At 32.5% G+C, this 23,725-nt stretch carries 17 protein-coding genes and 1 tRNA gene; 11 read left to right on the top strand and 7 right to left on the bottom strand.

The genetic code is table 11. The features are described 5' to 3' along the window. Positions 1–83: 83 nt before the first annotated feature. The 3 genes from ACJJVO_RS14440 (at position 84) to ACJJVO_RS14430 (ending at position 5,516) form a co-directional block, all read left to right on the top strand. Entirely contained in the window at positions 84–2,966 is a 2,883-nt protein-coding gene (locus ACJJVO_RS14440) for an alpha-amylase family glycosyl hydrolase (protein WP_405575346.1), read from the top strand. A gap of 234 nt (positions 2,967–3,200) precedes the next feature. Then, positions 3,201–4,517, top strand: a complete 1,317-nt coding sequence (locus tag ACJJVO_RS14435) for a sugar MFS transporter (RefSeq protein WP_405575344.1) — start codon at positions 3,201–3,203, stop codon at positions 4,515–4,517. A 30-nt stretch (positions 4,518–4,547) separates the two neighbouring features. Next, a complete protein-coding gene (locus ACJJVO_RS14430; protein WP_405575342.1) occupies positions 4,548–5,516 on the top strand; it encodes a Gfo/Idh/MocA family protein in 969 nt (322 codons plus the stop codon). A 77-nt stretch (positions 5,517–5,593) separates the two neighbouring features. Here the strand turns inward: ACJJVO_RS14430 and ACJJVO_RS14425 are convergent. Beyond that, positions 5,594–5,675 (bottom strand) — tRNA-Leu (locus tag ACJJVO_RS14425). Between the two features lie 153 nt (positions 5,676–5,828). Between ACJJVO_RS14425 and ACJJVO_RS14420 the strand changes: the two genes are divergently transcribed. The 5 genes from ACJJVO_RS14420 (at position 5,829) to ACJJVO_RS14400 (ending at position 13,142) form a co-directional block, all read left to right on the top strand. Further along, positions 5,829–7,217 (top strand): dipeptidase, encoded by a 1,389-nt coding sequence (locus ACJJVO_RS14420; protein WP_405575341.1) that lies wholly within the window; start codon positions 5,829–5,831, stop codon positions 7,215–7,217. Between the two features lie 194 nt (positions 7,218–7,411). After that, positions 7,412–7,777 (top strand): BlaI/MecI/CopY family transcriptional regulator, encoded by a 366-nt coding sequence (locus ACJJVO_RS14415; RefSeq protein ID WP_405575339.1) that lies wholly within the window; start codon positions 7,412–7,414, stop codon positions 7,775–7,777. A 2-nt stretch (positions 7,778–7,779) separates the two neighbouring features. After that, complete coding sequence (locus tag ACJJVO_RS14410; RefSeq protein ID WP_405575338.1) at positions 7,780–11,292, top strand: M56 family metallopeptidase; 3,513 nt, start codon at positions 7,780–7,782, stop codon at positions 11,290–11,292. A 187-nt stretch (positions 11,293–11,479) separates the two neighbouring features. Next, positions 11,480–12,580: a DUF4407 domain-containing protein gene (locus ACJJVO_RS14405; RefSeq protein WP_405575336.1), complete on the top strand. Its 1,101-nt coding sequence runs from the start codon at positions 11,480–11,482 to the stop codon at positions 12,578–12,580. A gap of 91 nt (positions 12,581–12,671) precedes the next feature. Next, on the top strand, positions 12,672–13,142 hold the full coding sequence (locus ACJJVO_RS14400; RefSeq protein ID WP_405575334.1) for a YybH family protein: 471 nt from the start codon (positions 12,672–12,674) through the stop codon (positions 13,140–13,142). A gap of 101 nt (positions 13,143–13,243) precedes the next feature. Here the strand turns inward: ACJJVO_RS14400 and ACJJVO_RS14395 are convergent, their stop codons facing one another. From ACJJVO_RS14395 to ACJJVO_RS14370, 6 genes are all read right to left on the bottom strand, one after another. Further along, positions 13,244–13,570: a hypothetical protein gene (locus tag ACJJVO_RS14395; protein WP_405575332.1), complete on the bottom strand. Its 327-nt coding sequence runs from the start codon at positions 13,568–13,570 to the stop codon at positions 13,244–13,246. 222 nt (positions 13,571–13,792) lie between these two features. Then, the gene (locus tag ACJJVO_RS14390; protein WP_405575330.1) at positions 13,793–14,056 is read right to left on the bottom strand and encodes a DUF1272 domain-containing protein; all 264 of its coding nucleotides are present in this window, start codon (positions 14,054–14,056) and stop codon (positions 13,793–13,795) included. A gap of 177 nt (positions 14,057–14,233) precedes the next feature. Beyond that, positions 14,234–14,809: a PhnA domain-containing protein gene (locus tag ACJJVO_RS14385; RefSeq protein WP_405575328.1), complete on the bottom strand. Its 576-nt coding sequence runs from the start codon at positions 14,807–14,809 to the stop codon at positions 14,234–14,236. 74 nt (positions 14,810–14,883) lie between these two features. Further along, on the bottom strand, positions 14,884–15,864 hold the full coding sequence (locus tag ACJJVO_RS14380) for a type I phosphomannose isomerase catalytic subunit (RefSeq protein ID WP_405575326.1): 981 nt from the start codon (positions 15,862–15,864) through the stop codon (positions 14,884–14,886). An 11-nt stretch (positions 15,865–15,875) separates the two neighbouring features. Next, positions 15,876–16,361, bottom strand: a complete 486-nt coding sequence (locus ACJJVO_RS14375; protein WP_405575325.1) for a glycosyltransferase — start codon at positions 16,359–16,361, stop codon at positions 15,876–15,878. Between the two features lie 28 nt (positions 16,362–16,389). Continuing rightward, a complete protein-coding gene (locus tag ACJJVO_RS14370; RefSeq protein ID WP_405575323.1) occupies positions 16,390–17,574 on the bottom strand; it encodes a response regulator in 1,185 nt (394 codons plus the stop codon). Between the two features lie 271 nt (positions 17,575–17,845). Here ACJJVO_RS14370 and ACJJVO_RS14365 point away from each other — a divergent pair, with 271 nt between their 5' ends. Genes ACJJVO_RS14365 through ACJJVO_RS14355 form a run of 3 tightly spaced genes read left to right on the top strand, consistent with a single transcriptional unit; the run spans position 17,846 to position 23,660 of the window. Next, the gene (locus ACJJVO_RS14365) at positions 17,846–20,935 is read left to right on the top strand and encodes a hypothetical protein (RefSeq protein ID WP_405575321.1); all 3,090 of its coding nucleotides are present in this window, start codon (positions 17,846–17,848) and stop codon (positions 20,933–20,935) included. Continuing rightward, entirely contained in the window at positions 20,935–22,152 is a 1,218-nt protein-coding gene (locus ACJJVO_RS14360; protein ID WP_405575319.1) for a hypothetical protein, read from the top strand. Before ACJJVO_RS14365 ends, ACJJVO_RS14360 begins: the two co-directional genes overlap by 1 nt. Beyond that, entirely contained in the window at positions 22,146–23,660 is a 1,515-nt protein-coding gene (locus ACJJVO_RS14355) for a glycoside hydrolase family 2 TIM barrel-domain containing protein (RefSeq protein WP_405575317.1), read from the top strand. Before ACJJVO_RS14360 ends, ACJJVO_RS14355 begins: the two co-directional genes overlap by 7 nt. Positions 23,661–23,725: the final 65 nt, after the last annotated feature.

The following is a 23,725-nucleotide window of genomic DNA, read 5'->3' as shown; positions in this document are numbered from 1 at the left end:
CAAAAAAAGTGATATAATTATAAAACAAAAGGTTATGGTCATAGATCATAACCTTTTGCTTTATTCCTTAAAATTATAAAATCATGAAAAAAATACTACTTAATTTTTTATTGCTATTGCCATTAATTGGAATAGCCCAAGTTACTACTAACCCAAGTCCTATACTGATTGATCAATCTGTTACCCTAACAGTAGATTTAAATAGTAGCGATACGGATTGTAATGGCATCAGTAATCCTACAAAGATTTATGCTCACTTAGGTGTTGGAGACGATTCTGACGAATACGGAATAGCTGTAGTCGGAAACTGGGGACAAGATGATGGCGTAGGAGAAATGTCCAATAATGGAGATGGAACGTGGAGCATCACCTTTACACCTAATACGTATTTTAGCTTAACGAGTGCAGAAGAAAGCACTGTTACTAAAATGGGAATGGTATTTAGAAATATTGATGGCACCCAAGAACTAAAAGCAACAGGTTGTGCCAATTTTATTTTTAATATTGGAGCTTTCCAAGTTAACATGATTAATCCTTCTTCAAGTTCAAATGGAATAATTGTAGTAAATAGTGGTGGTAGTACTCAAATTTTAGCTCAAAATACGGGAGGTCCTGCTAATTATGAACTATTTGCTAATGGTACTAGCGTTCATACTCAAAATAATACGACGTTCTATAATGGCTATCTATTTTCTAATTTAACGGAAAATCAATCATGCGAATTAGTAATTACCCAAAGCGGTACTAGTATTACAAAATCATTTTCTATAATTGTAAATAACACTATAACTGAAGCATTACCGTCAGGTTTAAAAGATGGTATCAACTATAATTCAGCAGATCCAACTAAAGCTACTTTAGTCTTAAATGCTCCAAATAAAGATTTTGTGTATGTAGCAGGTAGTTTTAATAATTGGGATCCTTCTAGTGCTTATGCAATGAAGAAGAACAACTCAACAGATCAATTTTGGCTAGAACTTACGGGTTTAACTTCTCAACAAATTGAAACCTATCAATATTGGGTAGGTGATGTAACTCCTATAGCGGGTTCTCCTTCGCTAGTAAAAACGGCAGACCCATATTCTTCTTTAGTTTTATCTCCTTTTGATGATCCATATATTTCAGACACAACATATCCAAACATGCCAACTTATCCAGCAGGACAAGAGCGAGAAGTTACTGTTTTACAAACAAATCAAACACCATACAACTGGCAAGTTGCAAACTTTACAAAACCAAATGAGGAAGATTTAATTATATATGAAGTTTTAATTAGGGATTTTGATGCCGAAAGAAATTTTCAGAATATTATAAATAGAATTGATTATTTTAAAACGTTAAATATTAATGCCATCGAATTAATGCCGATTATGGAATATGAAGGCAACGAAAGCTGGGGATACAATACGGCTTTTCATATGGCAATTGACAAGTTTTATGGTACTCAAGAAAAATTTAAAGAGCTTGTAGACATTTGTCATCAAAACGGTATTGCTGTTGTATTAGATATTGCATTTAACCATGCCTTTGGAAGAAATCCAATGGTTAGAATGTGGATGGATGATCCAGATGGAGATGGTTGGGGAGGTCCTTCTACAGATAATCCTTATTTTAATGTTTTCCCTACACACTCATATAGTGTTGGTAATGATTTCGACCACAGCTCTACTTACACTAGAGACTATGTAAAACAAGTTGTTGGTTACTGGATAGATGAATACAAAATTGATGGTTTCCGTTGGGATTTAACTAAAGGATTTACTCAGAACTGTGGTAACGGTACTTATGATGGTGATGAAGGTTGTACAGGCAGCTACCAACAAGATCGTGTAGATGTTTTAAAAGAATATGCAGATCACTCATGGTCTATAGATCCAGATCACTATGTAATTTTTGAACATTTAGGTTCTGATAATGAAGAAAAAGAATGGGCTAATTATAGATTAGATGAAGGAAAAGGAGTAATGATGTGGGGAATTATGAACTCTCCATACAGCGAATTAACAATGGCACAAAGTGGTGATAAAAACATCAGCAGAATGGGTCATACGGCTCACTCTGGTTTCAATGGCCCAAGAGTAGTTGGCTATGCAGAAAGTCATGATGAAGAGCGATTAATGTACAAGAATGTAGCTTTTGGAAATACAAGTAACGGAAGCCATAATGTTCAAGATTTAAATACCGCATTATCTAGAATGTCAGCATTAGGTGCTGTTACAGTTATGGTACCTGGACCAAAAATGATATGGCATTTTGGAGAACTAGGAATGGATAATTCTATTTTTACTTGTCCTGATGGTAGTTATGAAAATGATGGCTGCAAGCTTGCAACTAAGCCACAACCGCAATGGACTAACGACTGGTTAACTGACGCTTTAAGAAGTCAGATTTATGAAGATTGGTCTAAATTACACAAGTTAAAAATTGAAGAACCAGTATTTGAAGGAGATTATGCTATCACCTCAGGAAATTTAACACCTAGGATTGATGTGTTTGATAATTCAATCCCTTCTTCAGAATTAAAAAATGTAATCATTCTTGCTAATTTTGATGTCGTTACTCAGACCATTAACACAAATTTCCCAAGTGGTGTAACAACTACATGGTATGACCTTATGGATGCTACAGGTACAACTACAGTTAGTAATTCTACAAGTAGTATTTCTATTCCTGCAGGTCAATTTAGAATTTTAGGTAATCAACCTACCAATGTATTAAGTGTAGATGAAGAAGCCTTATTTGGTTTTACAATTTACCCTAATCCAACAAATTCTTCTTTTAGTGTTAACGTGAATGTTTCTAATATTGAAGTTTACGATTTAACAGGAAAATTAGTAAAATCATTTAAAGGTGATTTTACAAGGACTGACACCTTTGATATTTCAACATTAAATTCAGGTATCTATATGGTTAAAGTACAAAACAACGATAACCGAATACTAACAAGTAAGTTGATTAAAATCTAACACCTTACTCAGTGTTTATTAATATTAAAAAAGAGTTTCTTTAATTAGAAACTCTTTTTTGTTTTCAAGATTATACAATAATAAAATCAACAAATATGTCCGATCACTTAAACATCAATATTGTATTTATTGCAACTGATAAGTATTCAGAACACTAAAGTTAATATATTTGTTAGTAAGCCTTTCTAAAAAATAAAGCAAACCTATTAAACAACACTAACTAATTACTAGCTTATGAGCATAAGTACAAAAAGCCAAAACAACCTAGTTCCAATAGTTGTAATCGCCGGACTCTTCTTTATTTTCGGTTTTGTAACTTGGATTAATGGAGCATTAATTCCATTTATGAAAACCATTAATGAACTTACTGATGCTCAATCTTATTTTGTAGCTTCAGCATCCTATATTTCTTTTGTAGTTATGGCATTGCCTGCATCATATATTCTAAGTAAAATTGGTTATAGAAAAGGAATGTCTTTAGGTTTATTTATCATGGCTATTGGTGCATTAGTTTTTATACCTGCTGCAGAAGCAAGAACTTATTGGGTATTCTTAACAGGAATTTTTATTCAAGGCCTTGGTATGACGATTTTACAAACAGCAGCCAACCCATACATTACTATTTTAGGACCAATTGAAAGCGGAGCAAAGCGTATTGCAATTATGGGAATTGCCAATAAAGTTGCTGGTGCTTTAGGATCAGTAATTTTTGGTGCTATTCTTCTTTCTGGAATTGATGCTGTAAAAGAGCAAGTTGCTACGGCTTCTGATTCAGAAAAAGCAGTACTTTTAGATACTATGGCTGATAGTGTTTTTACTCCTTATGTAATAATGGCTTCAGTCTTATTTATTTTAGCAATTTTAATTAGAAAAGCACCATTACCACATGTTGAACCAATTGAAGACGAAACCTCAACGACAAATGGATGTTCTAGTAAAACTATTTTTCAATTTCCGCATTTATGGCTAGGCGTTTTAGCTTTGTTTGTATACGTAGGTGCAGAAGTTATTGCAGGAGATACAATTATAGCCTATGGTATTTCATTAGGTTTCACAGGCGAAGAAGCCAAATATTTTACTACTTACACCTTATTAGCAATGGTAGCCACTTATGCTTTAGGAGTCTTTTTAATCCCTAAGTACGTTAAACAAAAAACGGCATTAGTAGCTAGTGCTGTATTAGGAATTTTATTTAGTATTCTCATATTATCAACATCCGGATTTACATCTGTTTTATTTGTTGCAGCTTTAGGTATAGCTAACGCATTAGTGTGGCCTGCAATTTGGCCCTTAACTCTAGACGGACTTGGTAAGCATACTAAAACAGCCTCAGCGTTATTAATTATGGCCATTTCAGGTGGTGCCATAATTCCACCATTATATGGTCGAATTGTAGATAGCAACAAACTCGAATTAATAGCTTCAGGTATTAACGAAGCCGAAGCGTTATCTACTGCCTCTACAGAAAGTTATTGGATTCTAATTCCTTGCTATGCTATGATTTTATTTTTCGCAATTTGGGGACATAAAATGAGAGGCTCATCAAAATAATAAATCTACTAATCCTTATAGATATTTAACATGAAAACATACAATTGGGGAATTATTGGCTGTGGTAATGTAACAGAACTAAAAAGTGGTCCTGCTTACCAGAAAACAGAAGGATTTGAATTAACTGCTGTAATGCGCAGAGATATTACCAAAGCAGAAGATCATGCCAAAAGACACCATGTTTCAAAATTCTATGGAAATGCAGATGAACTTATTAATGATTCTGAAATTGACGCCATTTATATAGCCACACCTCCTGATTCTCACGAATACTATGCTTTGAAAGTCGCTGAGGCTGGAAAAATTTGTTGTATTGAAAAACCTATGGCACCTACATATAAAGCTTGTATTGCTATAAATAAGGCTTTTAAAAATAAAAAACTACCTTTATTTGTTGCTTATTACAGACGATCATTGCCAAGATTTACGCAAGTTAAGTCATGGATTGACACCCATAAAATTGGAAAAATTAGGCACATCGATTGGCATCTTAGTAAACCAGCTAATAACATTGACTTGTCTAAAAATTACAATTGGCGTACAGATGCTAAAATAGCTCCTGCTGGTTACTTTGACGATCTAGCATCACATGGTTTAGATTTGTTCACCTTTTTACTAGGTGATATTTCACAAGCAAATGGTATTGCTACAAACCAACAAGGCCTTTATTCAGCAATGGATGCTGTTACTGGTAATTGGATTCATAATTCAGGAATAACAGGTTCTGGTAGTTGGAATTTTGGAACAGAAAATCGAGAAGACCTAGTTAAAATATATGGTAGTAATGGCAAAATAGAATTTTCTGTGTTTGCAGACCAACCCATCGTCTTAGAGTCTAATGGTAATACTCAGAGTATGATGATTGAAAATCCTGAAAATATTCAATTATACCATGTAGAAAACATTAAAAAGCAATTATTAAACCAAGCAATACATCCTTCAACTGGTGAGACAGCTGCACATACAGCTTGGGTAATGGATCAAATTCTAAAAGCTTAAATTACTAAGTATTAATATTTTGAAGATTATAGTAAAACAAAAAAAGCTAACTCGTAAAAGTTAGCTTTCTTATTTTGTACAGGCGGAGAGACTCGAACTCTCACACCTCGCGGCACTAGATCCTAAGTCTAGCGTGTCTACCAATTCCACCACGCCTGCAACTATCCAATAAATATTGGGTTGCAAATATAAACAATAGTTTCAATATACAAATAGTAAATTTTCAAGAATTCTAAATGATTTCTTAAAGTTTAGCCTTAACCTATTTATTCCTCTATAAATTCATATTTTTGATTAAAATCAAATACACTTATGCAATCCATACAATCTTATATTAAAGACAATAAAGATCGCTTTCTTGGCGAACTTATAGATTTATTGAAAATCCCTTCTATTAGCGCTGATTCTGCGTATAAAGGAGATGTTTTAAAAACGGCTAAAGTTATCAAAACAAGCTTAGAAAAAGCTGGTTGCGACCATGTAGAAATTTGCGAAACAGAAGGCTATCCTATCGTTTATGGCGAAAAAATAATTGATAAAAACCTGCCGACTATTTTAGTATACGGACATTACGATGTACAACCACCAGATCCTTTGAATTTATGGAATTCACCACCTTTTGAACCAATTATTCAGAAAACAGAATTACATCCTGAAGGTGCTATTTTTGCTAGAGGTGCATGCGACGACAAAGGCCAAATGTATATGCATGTCAAAGCCATGGAGTTTATGACAACGAATAACGAATTGCCTTGTAATGTGAAATTTATGATTGAAGGTGAAGAGGAAGTTGGTAGCGTTAACCTTGCAAAATTTGTAAAAGCAAATCGCGAAAAACTAACAAATGATGTCATTTTAATTTCAGATACTGGAATGATTGCACCAGATGTACCTTCTATTACAACTGGGCTAAGAGGCTTAAGTTATGTTGAAGTTGAAGTGACTGGCCCAAACAGAGATTTACATTCGGGTCTTTATGGAGGTGCTGTTGCAAACCCTATCAATGTACTAACAAAAATGATTGCATCGCTTCATGATGATAACAATCACATTACCATACCAGGATTTTATGATAAGGTAGAAAACTTATCTGATGCCGAACGTGCCGAAATGGCAAAAGCACCTTTTTCATTAGAAGCTTATAAAAAATCATTAGATATTGATGCTGTGTATGGCGAAGAAGGCTATACAACGAACGAACGCAATTCAATCCGCCCAACGTTAGATGTTAACGGTATTTGGGGAGGTTATACAGGCGAAGGAGCAAAAACGGTTATTGCAAGTAAAGCATATGCTAAAATTTCTATGCGTTTAGTACCTAACCAAGATTGGGAAGAGATTACAGAATTATTTAAAACTCATTTTGAAAGTATCGCGCCAAAAGGAGTGACTGTAAAAGTGACACCTCATCATGGAGGACAAGGTTATGTAACACCTATTGATAGTGTTGGTTATAAAGCAGCTTCTAAAGCTTATGAACAAACTTTTGGAAAAACACCAATTCCACAACGTAGTGGAGGCAGTATTCCTATTGTTTCGCTTTTTGAACAAGAATTAAATAGCAAAACCATCTTAATGGGCTTTGGCTTAGATAGTGATGCTATACACTCACCAAATGAACATTTTGGAGTGTGGAATTACCTAAAAGGTATAGAAACCATACCTTATTTTTATAAATACTTTACAGAATTATCAAAATAATTAAGCGACTTACAGAATAGCTTAGCACATTCCTTAAAGCCTTATGATTACTTATAATCATAAGGCTTTTTACTTTTCAAAAAATAAAATAAAATACCATTATCCGTATCAAATCCTAAAGAACAACTACTCTACATTTGTAGAATTCAAAAATATATTCTACATTTGTAGAGTTAATTCTAAATACGTAGAGCATGCAACTTTCAAAAACCGAAGAACAATTAATGCAACATCTCTGGAAGCTAGAAAAAGCTTTTATGAAAGATTTATTAGACATCTATCCTGAGCCCAAACCTGCAACAACGACGGTTGCTACTTTGCTTAAGCGTATGATTGGCAAAGGCTTTGTGGATTATAAAACTTACGGTAAATCTCGCGAGTATTTTCCTTTAGTTAAAAAAGAAGATTACTTCTCTAAGCATGTTAATGGACTCATTAAAACTTTTTTTAATGATAGTGCCTCTCAGTTTGCTTCATTCTTTACTAGAAAAACAGATTTAACTAAAAAGGAGTTAGAGGCCTTAAAGAAAATTATTGATCAAGAAATTAAAAAGAAGTAATCATGGAAATCTATGTATTAAAACTTTCGGCTTGTTTATTTGTATTTTGGTTAGTCTATGTGCTTTTTTTAGAGCGACAAAACATGCATCATTTTAAACGATTTTATCTTTTAGGAGCATTAGCTACAGCCTTAATAATTCCAACATTAACAATAACAGAATATATTGAACCTATAGTTAACGATTTAGAGACTGCTCCATTATTTATCCCTATAGAATCTTCTTTTGTTGCAATGCCAATTGAAGAAACAGACTTCATCGATTTAGAAACTACGCTTTGGCTTATTTACGGAATTGGTGTTTTGCTATTTTCAATTCGATTTTTGATTAATATCGTAAAAATGCAGCGACGTATTTATAAGAATGAAAACATCAATAACCGCTCATTTATTTATGTTTTACTGCAAGAGAATTTAATTCCTCATTCATTCTTTAAATATATCTTTTTTAATAAAACCAGATACGAATCTAACAATATACCGAAAGAAGTAATGCTTCATGAAGAAACGCATGCCAAGCAATTGCATAGTTTAGATATTATTATTTTAGAGTTACTTCAAATTGCATTTTGGTTTCATCCTTTAATTTATATTTTGAAACATCATGTAAAACTCAATCACGAATTTTTAGCAGATCAAGCCGTTTTACAACAAGGTTCTGATGCTAAAACCTATCAGAACATATTATTACAATTTTCATCAAACACTCAAAATCATCAATTATCGAGTGCCATCAATTATTCATCCATCAAAAAACGATTTACAGTTATGAAAACACAAACCTCCAAAACCAGAGTTTGGCTAAGTACATTATTAGTATTGCCAATTATTGCGATTCTTTTTTACAGTTTTGCCGAAAAGCAATATGTTGAAAAAGAAACATTAGACATTGTTGATGCTATTAAAGAAGAATTAATAGAAGCTAATGACTACAATATACAATATGTAGATGGAGCAACTAAAAAACTAATGCAAGAGTATCGGGATTTTATAAAAGAGTATTCTGAAACTAATACTATTTTCTCTTCAAAATATGAGCGTGCAGTTATAATATATGATCAGCTAATGTCTGATCATCAAAGATCAACGGTTAAAAAATATCCTAAACGATTTATTCCAGAACCAAATCTTTCGAAAACAAAGCCGAAAAAACCGTCTTCATCACAATTTGAAGCATTTAAAAACGCTGAAAAATATGCTATTTGGATAAATGGTAAGCCTGTTCCTAATTCTATTTTAAGCAACTATTCAGTTAATGACTTTGTACATTACTCAGGTTCTACAGTTTATAAAAATGCACGTAGCAAAAAATTCCCACAGCCTAATCAATACCATTTATATACAAAATCCGGGTTTAAAAAGACATACCAAGATTCACAATTAAATCGTTATAACAAGGCTACAGAAACATATTCAAATGCTATATCAAAATACTTGAATGGAGCTCAAACAGATAATTCTGAACTTAGAATTATAAAAGCGCAAGCTGATAAAATTTATAAATTATTTACAAAAGAAGAAAAAGAAAAGTACAATATTTTACCTGTGCCTCCTGTGCCTGCGCAACAAGTCAATTATAATAGTCAAGAAAAACCAATCATGATAATTCTAGTTAATAGAAAAGGACAACTATTAGTAGATGATGAGTTAGGATCAATAAAAAGCATAGAATCTAAACTAAAAAAGTTATCTAAATCATTTGATAATTCTAGAGCTGTTTATATTAAATATGATGGTACAGAAAACTCATATAAAATCATTAAAGAAGTTAAATCTTTAATTAAAAAGTATGACTTTAAAATTATTCAGTCAGATGCGTCTCAAATAGCACCTCCACCTCCACCAGTAAAACAAAAAACATCTAAAGGAGGACCCAACCCAGACGATAATCAAAGTATATACAACCCTTCCTTTTTAGAATATATCGTTGAGATGGAAAAAGAAGGTGCATCTTTCTATTTAGATGATGAAAAAATAACAGCTAATAAAGCGAAGTCTATTGCTACAAATAATAAAGGCAAACGGACAGAAATGACAACCCAAAAAGATTCTGATGGCAACTATATGGTTAAACTATCTAGTGCTGAGAAAAAAAAGATTTATGCTAGAAGCATTAGTTTAAAAGTTTTAAAGAACGGCTATTATTTTGTAGATGGCATAAATGCAACGAAAAGCACATTTGTAGATGTCTTTAATCAGTTACATCAAGATATTACACCAGAGCAGCGTAATAACTATATGAATATTCATGTAAGCTCAGCCAATGAGATTTCGAATAAAGAAATGTGGTTTATTTATAATTCCCTTCAAGATTATGGATTTTATCGTATTGTGGCACCTAATCAAGAAATAATTAGAGCTAAGGGCAATACGCCTTTTGCAATTGAAAGTCATTTTTCCGCACAAGAAAAACCCTCAGCAAAACAAATTGCAGAATATAATACTTGGGCAAAAAAGATAAATACCGCTGTTGAAAAAGCAGAAACCAATTCAAAAACATATCCTGTAATTAAGCTAAAGGACATTGAAAAACACAAGCATACTTATAACTTAATGACAACGGAACAGAAAAAAAATGCTGAACCATTTCCTAATTTTCCTCCTCCGCCTCCACCTCCACCAGCAACAGAAAATGCTAAATTTGGTCCAATAGAAATAAATGGAGCCAGTTATTACTATACGCATCAAAACGGAAAAACAACCTATTATGATCGTTATGGAAAAATGGTAGATATTAATAAAATTCCACCTCCACCACCAATACCTAATGATGCGACTCCAGAACAAAAAGCTAAAATGCAGAAAGCTACAGATGCTTATATGAAAGCCAATCCTGATAAAGTAGGGACAGCAAAATCAACAGACGGCGAGATTTTTGAAGTTATAGAAATACCTGAGGACTTACAGGGTAGTGTAGACATCAATGGCGAAACGTTCTATTACACTACCAGTCATGGTAAAACAACTTACTTTAATCGCTATGGTAAAGAAGTTAAAATGGATAATTTACCTCCAGTACAATCTAAAAACCCTTCATTCTTAGAATACATTGAAGATATGGAAAAGCAAGGCGCTACCTTTTACTTAGACAACAAAAAAATCACTGCAAAGGAGGCCAAATCAATTGCAATAAAAAGTAAAGGCAAAAGCACAGAGATGCTCTCTCAATTAGATGACAGTGGTAAATATGTTGTGAAGCTATCTAGTCCAAAAGAAAAGAAAGCACAAGAAAGCATCTTACCTATGGTTAATGGTAAAACTTTTACATCTCGTAAAATACCCATGACAAGAGATGATATTAAAGCTATAAAACTCACCACTAAGAATGGAAAAGTAACTGAATTTAAGTTTAAAATCCCAGGCAAACCAACCCAAACAATAAAGAGTAATACTCTAAATGTTGATGCCCTAAAAAATCTTGAGAGCGCAAAAAAAGATGATCATCTTGCACTGTTTGCTATCAAAGATAGTACTGATTCAGAAATATCACCTTTGATTGTTATTATCACTGATTAAATTTTGAAAACATGCATATTTCATAAGATTTGATAAATTAACAACGTTCCAAAATCATAACATATATTAAACTAAGCCTCGAAATTCGAGGCTTTTTTTCATGAAAAATGTAACAAAACCGATGTTTTAGCGTTCTAATAGTCAATCAATCAGCCTAAATTGTAGGTCAATCAAAAAACAATCAATCATGTTAAAAAAATTCTTCATCCTCTGCTCTGGTGCAGATACGGATATTTTAAACGACTGCTCTAATGGAGAGCAGAACAAATACGCAGGTATTGGTGCTACCGTTTTCTTTACTGCTGTTATGGCAACCATTGCGGCTAGTTATGCACTATATACTGTTTTTGACAATCTCTATTATTCAATATTTTTTGGATTAATTTGGGGTTTGCTTATTTTTAATTTAGACCGTTATATTGTTTCAACTATCAAAAAACGTGATAGTATTTTAAATGAAATATTACAAGCCACTCCTCGAATTTTCTTAGCACTTATTATTGCCATAGTAATTTCAAAACCTTTAGAATTAAAGATTTTTGAAAAGGAAATCAATCAAGTTCTTTTAGAACAAAAAAATGATCTCACCTTAGCCAATCAAAATCAAATTGCAGAACAGTTTAATCCTAAGATTTCTGAGCTCGAAAGTAAGATTGCAGGATTAAAATCTCAAATAGATTTAAAAGAAACCGAAGTCAATGCATTGTACAACACTTACATTTCTGAAGCAGAAGGCACAGCTGGCACCCAACTATTAGGAAAAGGACCTGTGTATAAAGAAAAACGAGACAAACATGATGCTGGATTAGCAGAACTCCAACAATTAAAAACCGCTAATAACGCTAAAATTGAAGCTGTAGAAACACAAATTGCAACGCTGCAAGGAGATTACACAACTAATGTTGCAGAGACACAACCTGTAATAGATAATTTTGATGGTTTAATGGCACGTATTACCGCTTTAGGAAAGTTACCTTGGTTGCCATCGTTTTTTATTTTCCTCTTATTTCTAGCAATTGAAACGTCACCAATAATTGCAAAACTTTTAGCTCCAAAAGGGGAGTTTGACTTTAAACTACAAGACCAAGAGACCGCTATTAAAACATGGACGCTACAAAAGGTTGAAGAACGAAAACTACTCTTAAAAACAGATAACGACATTAATAATAAAGTGTATACTGAAATTGCTGATGAAGAAGAGGTGATGAATTACAAGCGCAAAAAAGCAAGAGAACTAATGCAACACCAAGCTGATGCATTTTTAATTAAGCAGAAAGGTATACTTTAAGCTTTTTGAGACCAGTCAGGTCTGTTATTAAATAAATCTCTCATTTTAAAATTAAGTTCTTACTTTTAAGTTGAAATTAAAATTCAATCTTATGAGACTTATTTATACTACAATAATCGCTTTATTATTTGTAAGCTGTATCAGTATAAAAGCAGATGTTACCACCGAACAAAATAGCAAAACAACCTCTAGTGTTGCAGATGCCGAAGCAGGAATTCGATTAGTAATGGAAGCGCAAGAAACTGCATGGAATAACCACAACTTAGAAGGTTTTATGCAAGGTTATTGGCAGAGTGATTCGCTTAAATTTTATGGTAGTAATGGCCTTACCAAAGGATGGAAGCAAACATTAGCCAATTACAAAAAAGGTTATCCTACAAAATCAGAGAGCGGTACGCTTAATTTTGTTATTAATGATGTTTCTAAAATTGAAGGTGACAATTACTGGGTAATGGGAGAATATCACCTAAAACGTAAAATTGGTGACGCAGATGGAGTATTCATTATTATCTTTAAAAAGATCAATGGCGAATGGAAAATCATTGCGGATATGTCTTGTTAAAAACTACTTGAAAAATAAAAAAATAAAGTGTGTCCGAAACATCTATCTATCACCATAAATGAATTGGAAACACTTTATAATTTTCAAAAGTAAAGTTTGTCTTAAGCGGCTACAATACTGCCATTAGCAATATTATTATTTCTGGATGTTTGCTTTGGTTCTTCTGTTTTAAAATGCTGATATAATTCTTTGCATCCTAATCCTATAATCGATAATCGTTTCGATTTAGTTATAGACTCATTGTGCAATTTGGCTAATGCCATTACACCTGCTCTATCTATACTGCTTACACGCTCAATATCTAATAATACCTCATCTAATTTATCAAAGATATTCGCAAATTGCGCATTAAATGTTTTAAGGTTTAACTTATTTAAAGTTCCTTTAATTTGAAAGCGATTGTTGTAGTTTGTGATTTCTAAATCCATAATAAATAATTTTTAAGCGGTTCATACTAATTGAGGGCTATTAATCAGTAATATTTTTGCTATTATTTAGAGGGATAACCACAATATCGGACTTATACTTGAGTCTTTCTTATAAAATCGACAAACCGTAATTTAGCCTAGATTATTCGATATAGTCTGTTTATTTTTTCGATGAACGACACTAATATAAACAGATAGATTGTAGGAAAATAATTTAATAAATCACTTAGAATTAAGCTTTTGGAGATGTGCCTTTATATCTACCGGCTTATTTATAAGCACTTTAGATACCGGATATTTTCCTAATAGATGCGAAGGTCTTATTGGTCGTTTTTCAAAACTGCCTCCGCAATTAGGGCAAACTTCTTTTAACAATGTTACACAAGCCTTACAAAACGTGCATTCAAAAGTACAAATCATTGCTTCATTAGAATCATGAGGCAATGATTTGTTGCAATTTTCACAGGTTGGTCTTATTTGTAACACAAATAGAAAATTTTGAAAATATGTTTTTTACTTTTACAAGATGAAATACAAGTACAAAATAATATTAATGGTCCTCTTAGCAGCCATTACAATTTACGGTTTAGTTACCGAACAGTACTTATTTATGGTATTTCTAATTCCTTTGAGCCTCGATTTTTTCAATAAGAAAAAATCTGATTAAGTTTTCTTTACGTATTCTGTAATAATAACTATTTGCTGACCATCTACTCTACCTTCAATATAGGTTTCGTTTTCATGATCTAGTCTTATATTTCTCACTGCTGTACCTTGTTTAGCTACCATGCTAGATCCTTTTACCTTTAGATCTTTTATTAAAACAACGGAATCTCCATGTTCTAAAATCACACCATTAACATCTCTATGTATTAATTTATCCGCTTCGTCTTCACCATCACCAGAAGCTTTAGCTAATTCTAAGATGTCATCTTCCATGTACATCATACCTAACAAATCTTGTGTCCAATCTGCTTTAATTCTGTTAAGCATTCTCCAAGCCATAATCTTTACAGCATCGTGCTCACTCCACATACTATCGTTAAGGCACCTCCAATGGTTAGGGTCAATAGCATCTGCATCATTCATCTGTTCTATACATGTTTTAGATGCATATAATGCTGTTTTTAATCCGTTTTCTTTGATATCTGGAATGATATAAACAGATAAATTTTCTTCACTTCCACTAAGCTCACATTTAGAGCCACTGCGTTGTTGTAATTCTCTTTCTAATGACATAATAAATATTGTATTATGCAAATGTAAAATTAATTAAGACTTTTAGTCCTTTTTTTTAAGAAAGCCTCTTACAACTATAACACAAACTTATCAATGAAGACTTCGAGTAGTTTTGATCCTTCAGAATTAAATGTTACAGAATCCGTATTTGCAGGTATTAAAATAGTCTCTCCCATGGTTACGATTTCTGTTACATTATCTATTGTAACTTCTGCAGCACCTTCAACACACATAAATATGACAAATGAATCTAAATTTCTATAATCTCGTTTTTGATGTGATTTGACTTCAAAAATATTAGTCGTAAAAAAATCACAATCAACAAGGTTACTTGTTTTATCTGTTTCTAATTGGTAATTACTTTTTCCGTTTGAAGGAAAAGTTTTGGTGGCTTTTATTGCAGCATCTGTATGTAATTCTCTTTGCGTACCAGTAGCATCAGTTCTATCCCAATCATAAACACGATATGTGATGTCACTTGTTTGCTGAATTTCGGCAGCTAAAACTCCTGCTCCTATCGCATGGATTTTTCCGGCTGGTATAAAATAACTATCTCCTTGCTTTACTTTTTCTGTATTAAAAATAGCATCAACGTTAGAGGCATTTATAGCACTCAATACATTTTTATCTAAGTCATTATCCTTTAAACCTAAAACAATCTCTGCATCTTCATCACTATTCATTATGTACCACATTTCGGTTTTACCAAAAGAATTGTGTTGTGCTTTTGCCATCTCATCATCTGGATGTACTTGCACTGACAAATTGCTTTTAGCATCTAAAAACTTAATTAATAGCGGAAAATTCTCTCCAAAAGTGGCAATGTTCTTTTTTCCCAAAAACTCACTTTTGTGAGATTTGATAAGGTCGTTTAAGGATTGTCCTTTATAACGTCCGTTAGAAACCATTGAAATATTATCTTCCACACCAGAAATCTCCCAACTTTCACCAACATTTTTTGAATCTGACTTTTTATTTAAAATATTAGAAAGTTTTTCACCTCCCCAAATTTTCTCTTTTAATATTGGGCTAAATTTTATTGGATATGCTTGCATGATTTTTACTTTTAAAGGTTTCTTTGAAATTGAAGGTTGATGAAAGTGTTATTTTCTCTTATTTTTTTTAGATAATCCAGTAATGAGAATAAGCTTTGGAATAAGGTTTGTTTCTTTTGTAAAGTCTTTATTTTATAATTTAAAATAGCATCCTGATTTTCAGTTATAACTTCAATTAAACCATTTAATCCATGGTATTTAATGTTTAACATATTAATTGAAACATAACCCAAATGCTTTAAATCAAATTCACTAAACATAAATCTTGCTCCTGCTTTTACTGCCGCCATGTCAGATTTAAATTTTCTAACATTAACTACCGAAACATTATCACACTCATCCTTTACGTCTCTTAATAAATCATAGGTATTATCTTTACTGTCATTATTAACCAGACACAATTCTAAATTTGACGTTTGTTTAATTTGTTCTATAAAATACGTAGTGTCCATTTCTTTTTCATTATTATGAAAGATTATAATGATGCCAGTTTTCATGATTTAGGGATTTAATAAAAGGTTGTAATTAGGCTACTTTTAAGTTATTTGAAACTGCTGTTTTTTTACTTTGTTTTTTTCCTCCGTAAACCCAAGCTATTTGTCCTAATTGAAACACAATTTTCACTGAATCCTTCATAGATAATTTAGAACCATCAGCATGAATCCATCTTTTTAATGGTTGCTCGCATAGCATTGATTTTGCTTTTTTCAACCCGAAGTGAATACTCATTCTTTTAAAGATTTCTACATCAAAAATCCACTGCGTTACAAACTTTTCTCCAAATGCAATGTTAATCACATCTTTATGAAAGATTTTAGCACCACACTGAGTGTCTTTAAAATCCATTTTTAAAATCTTTCTTATGATGAAGTTGATGGTTAAACTAATAATCTTTCTTGCAGATTCCTTTGTAATGTTTGCTCCCATTCTAGAAATACGTGATCCACTTACAATTTTAAAATCTGAAGTTTCAATTGTTTTTACCAAGTCATCAAAATCTGCTAAATCTGTAGATAAATCGGCATCTAAAAACCCGATATAATCTAAATCTTCTTTTTCTGCCATGTGCAACATTCCTAAACGTACAGCTTCTGCTTTTCCACCATTCTTCTCACAATCATAAACTGTAATAAAATCTTCTCTTCCCTTTTGTAAGTTTTTTAAAACCTCTAACGTTTTATCTTTACTACCATCATTTACAAAACATAAATGGTAACCAGAATTTTTATCGATATAGCTCAAAAACTCATCACTTAATAAGCGCTCTTCTTCATTATAACAAGGAATTACAACACCAACACAACGTTCTTGTATCATTACATTGCTCTTTGTAATTTTATGCTTTGTTTCTGGCGTACCTATTAATCGTTTTACACGTGCACTGATTTCATTTAAGCTTAATGGCTTTTTCATGTAATCATCAATACCAAGTTCAAAAGCTTGCATAATAGTATCATCTTTAGTATTACCAGATAAAATCATTATTGGTGTATCCGCATTTTTTGTATTTCTGATATACTGTACCACTTCTAATCCTGAAACTCTTGGCATATTAATATCTACGATAACTAAATCTGGACTAAAAGATTCATATAATTCTAATCCTTTTGACGCATCTGTTTCTATCTTTACTTCATAACCTAGTTCTAATAATCTTTTCTCTAATGGAAGTAAAACTAATTGTTGATCGTCTATGGCTAATATTTTCATAATAAATGATATTTTGTTTCTTAATTACAGGTCAAAATTACAGGATAAGACGCTTGTAAATTTTAAATTTAGCTGAAGCTAATAGTTAGTGTAGACGAATGGTAGATTACTATAGATAATTAAAAAATGAACCACTGTTTAAATTATATATCTTTGACAAGTCGTTATAGCTTAGGCTTTAAATGAAATATTATTATCTCATAATACGAACCTTTTAATGATGATTAAGAATATGACAGCTGAGCTATAAATGAATAATGAAAATTAACCCTTGAAAGAAACCTCAAATAAATATTTAATAGGTGCGCTACTTTTAGGATTAGCGTTTCATGGTAGTGCTATATTCTTTACTTTAGAAACTACTTATGATGCCTTAATCCATTTGTTCTTTGCAGACCACTATGCCAATAGCTGGTTTGAACCTTGGAACTATGAATGGTACACAGGTTTTACCGTACAAAGTTATCCACCTTTAGTACATCAATCTATTGGTTTACTCTCTATGATTGGTGGTTTAAAATTTGGGATGTTTAGTGTCGCGCTTATTGCTATCGTCTTGTTTATAACAGGAACGTATCGCTTTTCATTATTAATGACAGGTAATAAAACCGTTGCTGGTTATGCATCCTTATTAGCTGTGTTCTCTTCCTCGTTTGTAGAAACGCTTCATATTTTTGGGCAATTACCAAGTATTGTTGGTGTTTCGGTATTGATGCATGCTTTACCAGAAATCTATTTATGGTTAAAAACAGGTAAGAAATGGTATTTGGCAACGTCATTGTCTTTAATAGCTGTAACGGTTACGTCGCATCATGTGACACCTATTTTCGGAATGGTCTTCTTTATCTTTCCTTTAATAGGTATGGTTATAATGGATGTATCGAGAGAGCAAGTCAATTCTATGAAAGAAGTGACATTCAAACTCTTCTTGAATACTTTTTTCAAACTCTTTAAACGTATTGTAAGCTTTGGAATGCTATCCTTAGTTTTAATTATAGGCTGTATTTTTCCGTATTGGTTAAACTCTAAAGCCAACCCAATTACACAAGTTCCTATTCCTCATGGTTCTCGTGATAACTTTTTAGAAATCACATCCTCTGGACTCGTCTTCTTTTTGATTCCTTGGGGCATTTTACTCGTCTTACTTCCATATATATTCTATAGATATTATAGTAAGCGTTATATATTTTTTGGATTATCAGTTACCATTTGTACCATTTTAGGAACTGGTGGCACAACATCTATTCCCCTCAAAATGTTAGGCGAAACGGCTTTCAATATTTTAACCTTAGACCGTTTTACACTTTGGGCTTCAATTTTATCTATACCATTAATGGGAGAATTTGCCTATCGTTTTGTTGAAGGTGATTTAAAGGAACTCATTCAGTCTAAATTTGGTGCTGTTTATCACAGAATTATTGGTGGATTATTAGCCGGATTAGCTGTATTTATGGTGGTGTTTACTATGAGCTTAAACTACTTTAGACCATCGCAACCACAAAAAATAAAGATGTTACCTATTGTGAATTTCTTAAACCAAGATGACCACGATAAATGGCGATTTTTAACACTAGGTTTTGGCGACCAAATGGCTTGGTTAAGTGCACAGACTAATGCCATGACGGTTGATGGCAACTACCATTCTGCAAGACGCTTACCAGAATTAACAACGCGACCAATAGAGCGTTTAGAAAATTCTAAATTTAAAGGTGTTGCAGGTATTGGTTCATTACAACAATTTTTAACCACACCAGAAAAATACAATCTCAAGTACATATTTTCTAACGATAAATTTTACGACCCAATCCTCTATTTCTGTGGTTGGCAACGACTACGACAATTAGAAAATGGCATTATGGTTTGGGAACGTCTCAACATTCCGCCAGTATCCTCTATTTTACCGAAAGAAGATGTGGCTAAATGGCTAAAGATACATTGGGGAATTATGCCTTTTTTAACCGTTTTAATCGCGTTTATTTTAAATATTCAAATGCTTTGGGTAAATATGTTGAAGACACGATTTAAACCTTTGCCAGACTTTTTAAACTATTCGGTTACCTATAATAAATTTAACCGGAATGTTTTACGCGTTACACATATTTGGTCGCTCATATTAATCGTCGTGGTTTTTTATGGCATCTATTTATTCTATCTCAAAAACGATTCACAACGCAGTCCAGAAAATGCCATTATTGCCTATTACGATGCTTTAGATTTTAAAGAATTTGAAAAAGCGCATAGTTTAATTGACCCAGAAAGTCAACTACCAATTGCGCAATACATGTTAGAAATCTCAGTAACCGATGGTCTTTTGAGTAGTTATGCCAAAATGGACGCTATTGAAACCGAAATCACCAAACATAACGACAGTACAGTTTCTGCAAAAGTGGTTAGTCAATGGATTACACCTTTAGAAAAAATTGAAAAAGTAGATTACAAAACCTTATCTAAACACAAAGGGAAATGGTACATACAGCCAGATGATTTAAACAATGATTTGCCACCAGACCAACTATATTCTGATAATGCAACAAAATATTTTAACCAAGGTAGACGACGCATTACCACAGAACAAACACACCACGAAGACATTTTAAAACAACCTGTTTTAGAAGTAGTTTCGGCTAAATTGGTACAACACGATGGTAGCTATGCTATTATTGGCGAAGTACAAAATATAGATAATGTACCTGCAGATATTATTTTGAAAGGTACTTTGTACAACGACGATAATAAAGAATTGGCAACCTACAATGCCAAGTATCATGTGAAGCATAAATTAATGCCAAAAGAATCAAGTAGTTTCCGTATTAATTTTGAAGGTATTGCTTGGTCTAAAACACAAGATTCTATTCCAGATACGTTTAATCCAGATGAATTTACGCCTATTGAATTTGAAGAACAACCCACAAAATTCAATTTACAAGTCGCAGGAAATGTTTCTGGTTCTGATTTATACAAAAACGTGGTGCTAAGTGCTATTGATATAAAAGACAACCTTATAAACGGAAACTTATTTAATAGTGGTATTCAAGAAATTACCATACCTCAGCTATTAATCACTTATTATGATGCTAACAAAAATATGGTTTGGGTAGACCATTTATTTGTAAAAGAAGGTGTAAGGCAACAACGAAAGCAAGATTTTGAATACACTATTTTAGACAATGGAAAAGTAAACATCATTAATGATAGCATGAAAAACATTTTTGTAAACGGTTTACCAAACGAAAATATTTCTGATAAAATAGTACCAAACAGAATACTAAATCATACCAATGCGCAATTACAAGCTATTGAGCATCCTAATTTTAGTTATATTAAAATAGAAATTAACACATATATAGGAAGTCCGAATTAATGCAACTTAAACGCACATATCTGTTTCTTTTAGGTTTGATTTTATTATCATCATTTGCTGTTATACAACAAAATGAAACGGTTAATAAAATTGAATTACTTACCACACAAACCGATTATAAAGTTGGCACTAACATCGTTATAAAGTTTTCAATTTCTGAAGTAGAACAACCCTTATTGTATTGCTCTAATAGTTATGGCTCAACAGTGATTTCTTCAACTTTAAAAAACAACACGTTAGAATATTTTATTCCTGAAAACATCACTAAAAAAATAGGTGTTGTTACTTGGAAATTGTTGGCTAAAAATGAATCTATTTCAGGTCAATTTAACATCAACCCAAAATCAGAAGTTGCGACTTTAGAAACCTACATTGGACCACCAAGTATTGAAGCTGGTGGAACAGATTACACCATGTTAGTCGTAATCCCAACGGACTCATTAGACAATCCTGTACCAACAAATACTTTGGTAAAAGCAAAACATCAATTTTTAGCTTCAGAAGAAACCAATGATATTTACACGAAGAATTTAATTTCGTGGAGGAATATGTATTCTAAAAAAGAAAGTGGACGTATGTTGGTCTCTTCAGAAAGTCTCGGCATCAATTCTAAAGAATTTACCATTAATGTAATGCCTGCAATACCCACAGATTTTAAAATTTCTGCAACACGACCTCATAATTATGCAGATGGAAATCAAATTACAACGTTCACTACGTCAATACTAAAAGACGAACAAAATAATGTGATTAGCGATGGTACTTTCGTTACCTTTTTTATTACCAATTCTGAAGGTAATATTTTAAAAACCACAGGTACAACTATTGATGGTGTTGCCACATCAAAAATCATTCATCCAGATTATGCAGATACTTGGAATATTAAAGCATACGTTGATGGTATGGCAGAAAGTGATAGTATTTCTCTTAACTACAAACAAGTTATTGAAGATTTCGACGTTACTTTTTCAGACCAAAATAGAACTGTAATTGTTGGTCCTTTACAAAGTTTTATGCAACAAATGATTCCAGATGGATTGCATGTAAAATTGAAAATATATCAAAACGAAAAACTCATTAATACCATAACCAAAACATCATTTAATGGTTATGTGAATTTCAAATTAAAACCAGCTGTTTACAACAATGGCACCTACAATTTTAGCATTGAAACCGCTGGTAAATCAAAAGAATTTAAATCAAAAGAACTATGGTAGGTCTTAACAAAAACATACTACGTTCTATATTAATTGCCTCATACATTATGATTGTAGCCCTAATCATTTCTGGTGTAAGCGCATTATTTAGTTATCTAAATACAGGTGCAGACCGAAGCACCATGTTGCACACAGAAATACAGAAAGTAGAACAGTATTTACCCAAAATAGATTGGGAACCTTTACAAAATGAAGGTCGGTTTATGGACAACCAAACGTTAAACGCTTTACAAAGCAATTATTTAGACGCTTGGTATGTAAAACAAATAGCCTATAAAACCAATAAACCAGCCGGAATTAAAGATTATTACACAGATAGCGCTAGAGAAAATTTATACCGTTTTATTGAATTAAATAAAGCCGAAGACATTACTATTGAAGCGACCACACTAAAACACAATCCTACTTTAGAGTTTTTTAGTGAAGATGGCCAAATGGCTGTGATAACAGACCGAAATGTTATAGAATACAAACGTGTTTTTAAAGCTGAAAACGTCATTTTAGAAACTACCGAAACGTCTAACTACAAAATGGTGTTTTTACTAGAAGATGGCTTTTGGCGCATTAGACATTTGGTAAAAGAACAGGCTGAGACTTATGATGCTAAATCGGAACCTATTTCGGTTGATGATTTGAATATAAAAGGCATTAATTATTATCCGCAAGCCAATCCTTGGAATATGTTTGGCGATGAATTTTCTGCAGACACCATTTCTAAAGACTTTAAAATTATTAAGGATGCTGGTTTAAATTCGGTACGCTTATTTGTGCAATATGAAGACTTCGGCAAAGAATATGTAAATCCTAAAAAACTTGAAAAGCTTAAAGAAACTTTAGATTTAGCAGAAGCTCATAATTTAAAAGTGGTATTAACCTTATTCGATTTTTATGGCGATTATTCTGTGATGAGTTGGACGTTAAATCAACGTCACGCAGAAACCATAGTTGAAGCCGTAAAAGACCACAGCGCACTGTTAGCTTGGGATATTAAAAACGAACCCAATTTAGATTTTGAATCTCGACAAAAAGCCGTTGTCATTGCTTGGTTAGATAATATGATTGATTTAGTGAAGTCGGTAGATACTATCCATCCTGTAACTATTGGTTGGTCTAACACGCAAAGTGCTTCCATATTAAAGGATAAAGTAGATTTTATATCGTTTCATTATTATGAAGATTTAGAACATTTAGATGATGCTATAAATATCTTGAAAACTGAAATACCAAATAAACCCATAGTTCTTCAGGAATTTGGAATATCTTCTTACTCTGGTTTTTGGAAACCTTTAGGGTCTTCCGATGAAGACCAAGCTAATTACCATAAAAAAATCCAAGAGCAAATTGCATCTCATAATTTGCAATTTATGTCTTGGACCTTATATGATTTTACGGATGTGCCAACAGATGTTGTAGGTAGTCGTCCTTGGCGTCGTAATACCCAAAAACGTTTTGGGTTTATTGATAAAAATGGGGCAAAAAAGGCGTCTTTTAAATACATTTCTAATTAATGTATCTATCATTTAGAATGCAGTGAAGAATCTTTCTCTTTAACCAAACCAACCTTAAAAGATTC

The sequence above is a fragment of the Winogradskyella sp. Asnod2-B02-A genome (genome assembly GCF_045063645.1).
In the GTDB taxonomy this organism is placed as follows: Bacteria; Bacteroidota; Bacteroidia; order Flavobacteriales; family Flavobacteriaceae; genus Winogradskyella.
This window is presented reverse-complemented; position numbering and strand designations above follow the sequence as displayed.

Coding starts and splice junctions, on each gene's coding strand:
- ACJJVO_RS14440 (WP_405575346.1), top strand. CDS start 84: ATGAAAAAAATACTACTTAATTTTTTATTGCTATTGCCATTAATTGGA.
- ACJJVO_RS14435 (WP_405575344.1), top strand. CDS start 3,201: ATGAGCATAAGTACAAAAAGCCAAAACAACCTAGTTCCAATAGTTGTA.
- ACJJVO_RS14430 (WP_405575342.1), top strand. CDS start 4,548: ATGAAAACATACAATTGGGGAATTATTGGCTGTGGTAATGTAACAGAA.
- ACJJVO_RS14420 (WP_405575341.1), top strand. CDS start 5,829: ATGCAATCCATACAATCTTATATTAAAGACAATAAAGATCGCTTTCTT.
- ACJJVO_RS14415 (WP_405575339.1), top strand. CDS start 7,412: ATGCAACTTTCAAAAACCGAAGAACAATTAATGCAACATCTCTGGAAG.
- ACJJVO_RS14410 (WP_405575338.1), top strand. CDS start 7,780: ATGGAAATCTATGTATTAAAACTTTCGGCTTGTTTATTTGTATTTTGG.
- ACJJVO_RS14405 (WP_405575336.1), top strand. CDS start 11,480: ATGTTAAAAAAATTCTTCATCCTCTGCTCTGGTGCAGATACGGATATT.
- ACJJVO_RS14400 (WP_405575334.1), top strand. CDS start 12,672: ATGAGACTTATTTATACTACAATAATCGCTTTATTATTTGTAAGCTGT.
- ACJJVO_RS14395 (WP_405575332.1), bottom strand. CDS start 13,570: ATGGATTTAGAAATCACAAACTACAACAATCGCTTTCAAATTAAAGGA.
- ACJJVO_RS14385 (WP_405575328.1), bottom strand. CDS start 14,809: ATGTCATTAGAAAGAGAATTACAACAACGCAGTGGCTCTAAATGTGAG.
- ACJJVO_RS14380 (WP_405575326.1), bottom strand. CDS start 15,864: ATGCAAGCATATCCAATAAAATTTAGCCCAATATTAAAAGAGAAAATT.
- ACJJVO_RS14375 (WP_405575325.1), bottom strand. CDS start 16,361: ATGAAAACTGGCATCATTATAATCTTTCATAATAATGAAAAAGAAATG.
- ACJJVO_RS14370 (WP_405575323.1), bottom strand. CDS start 17,574: ATGAAAATATTAGCCATAGACGATCAACAATTAGTTTTACTTCCATTA.
- ACJJVO_RS14360 (WP_405575319.1), top strand. CDS start 20,935: ATGCAACTTAAACGCACATATCTGTTTCTTTTAGGTTTGATTTTATTA.
- ACJJVO_RS14355 (WP_405575317.1), top strand. CDS start 22,146: ATGGTAGGTCTTAACAAAAACATACTACGTTCTATATTAATTGCCTCA.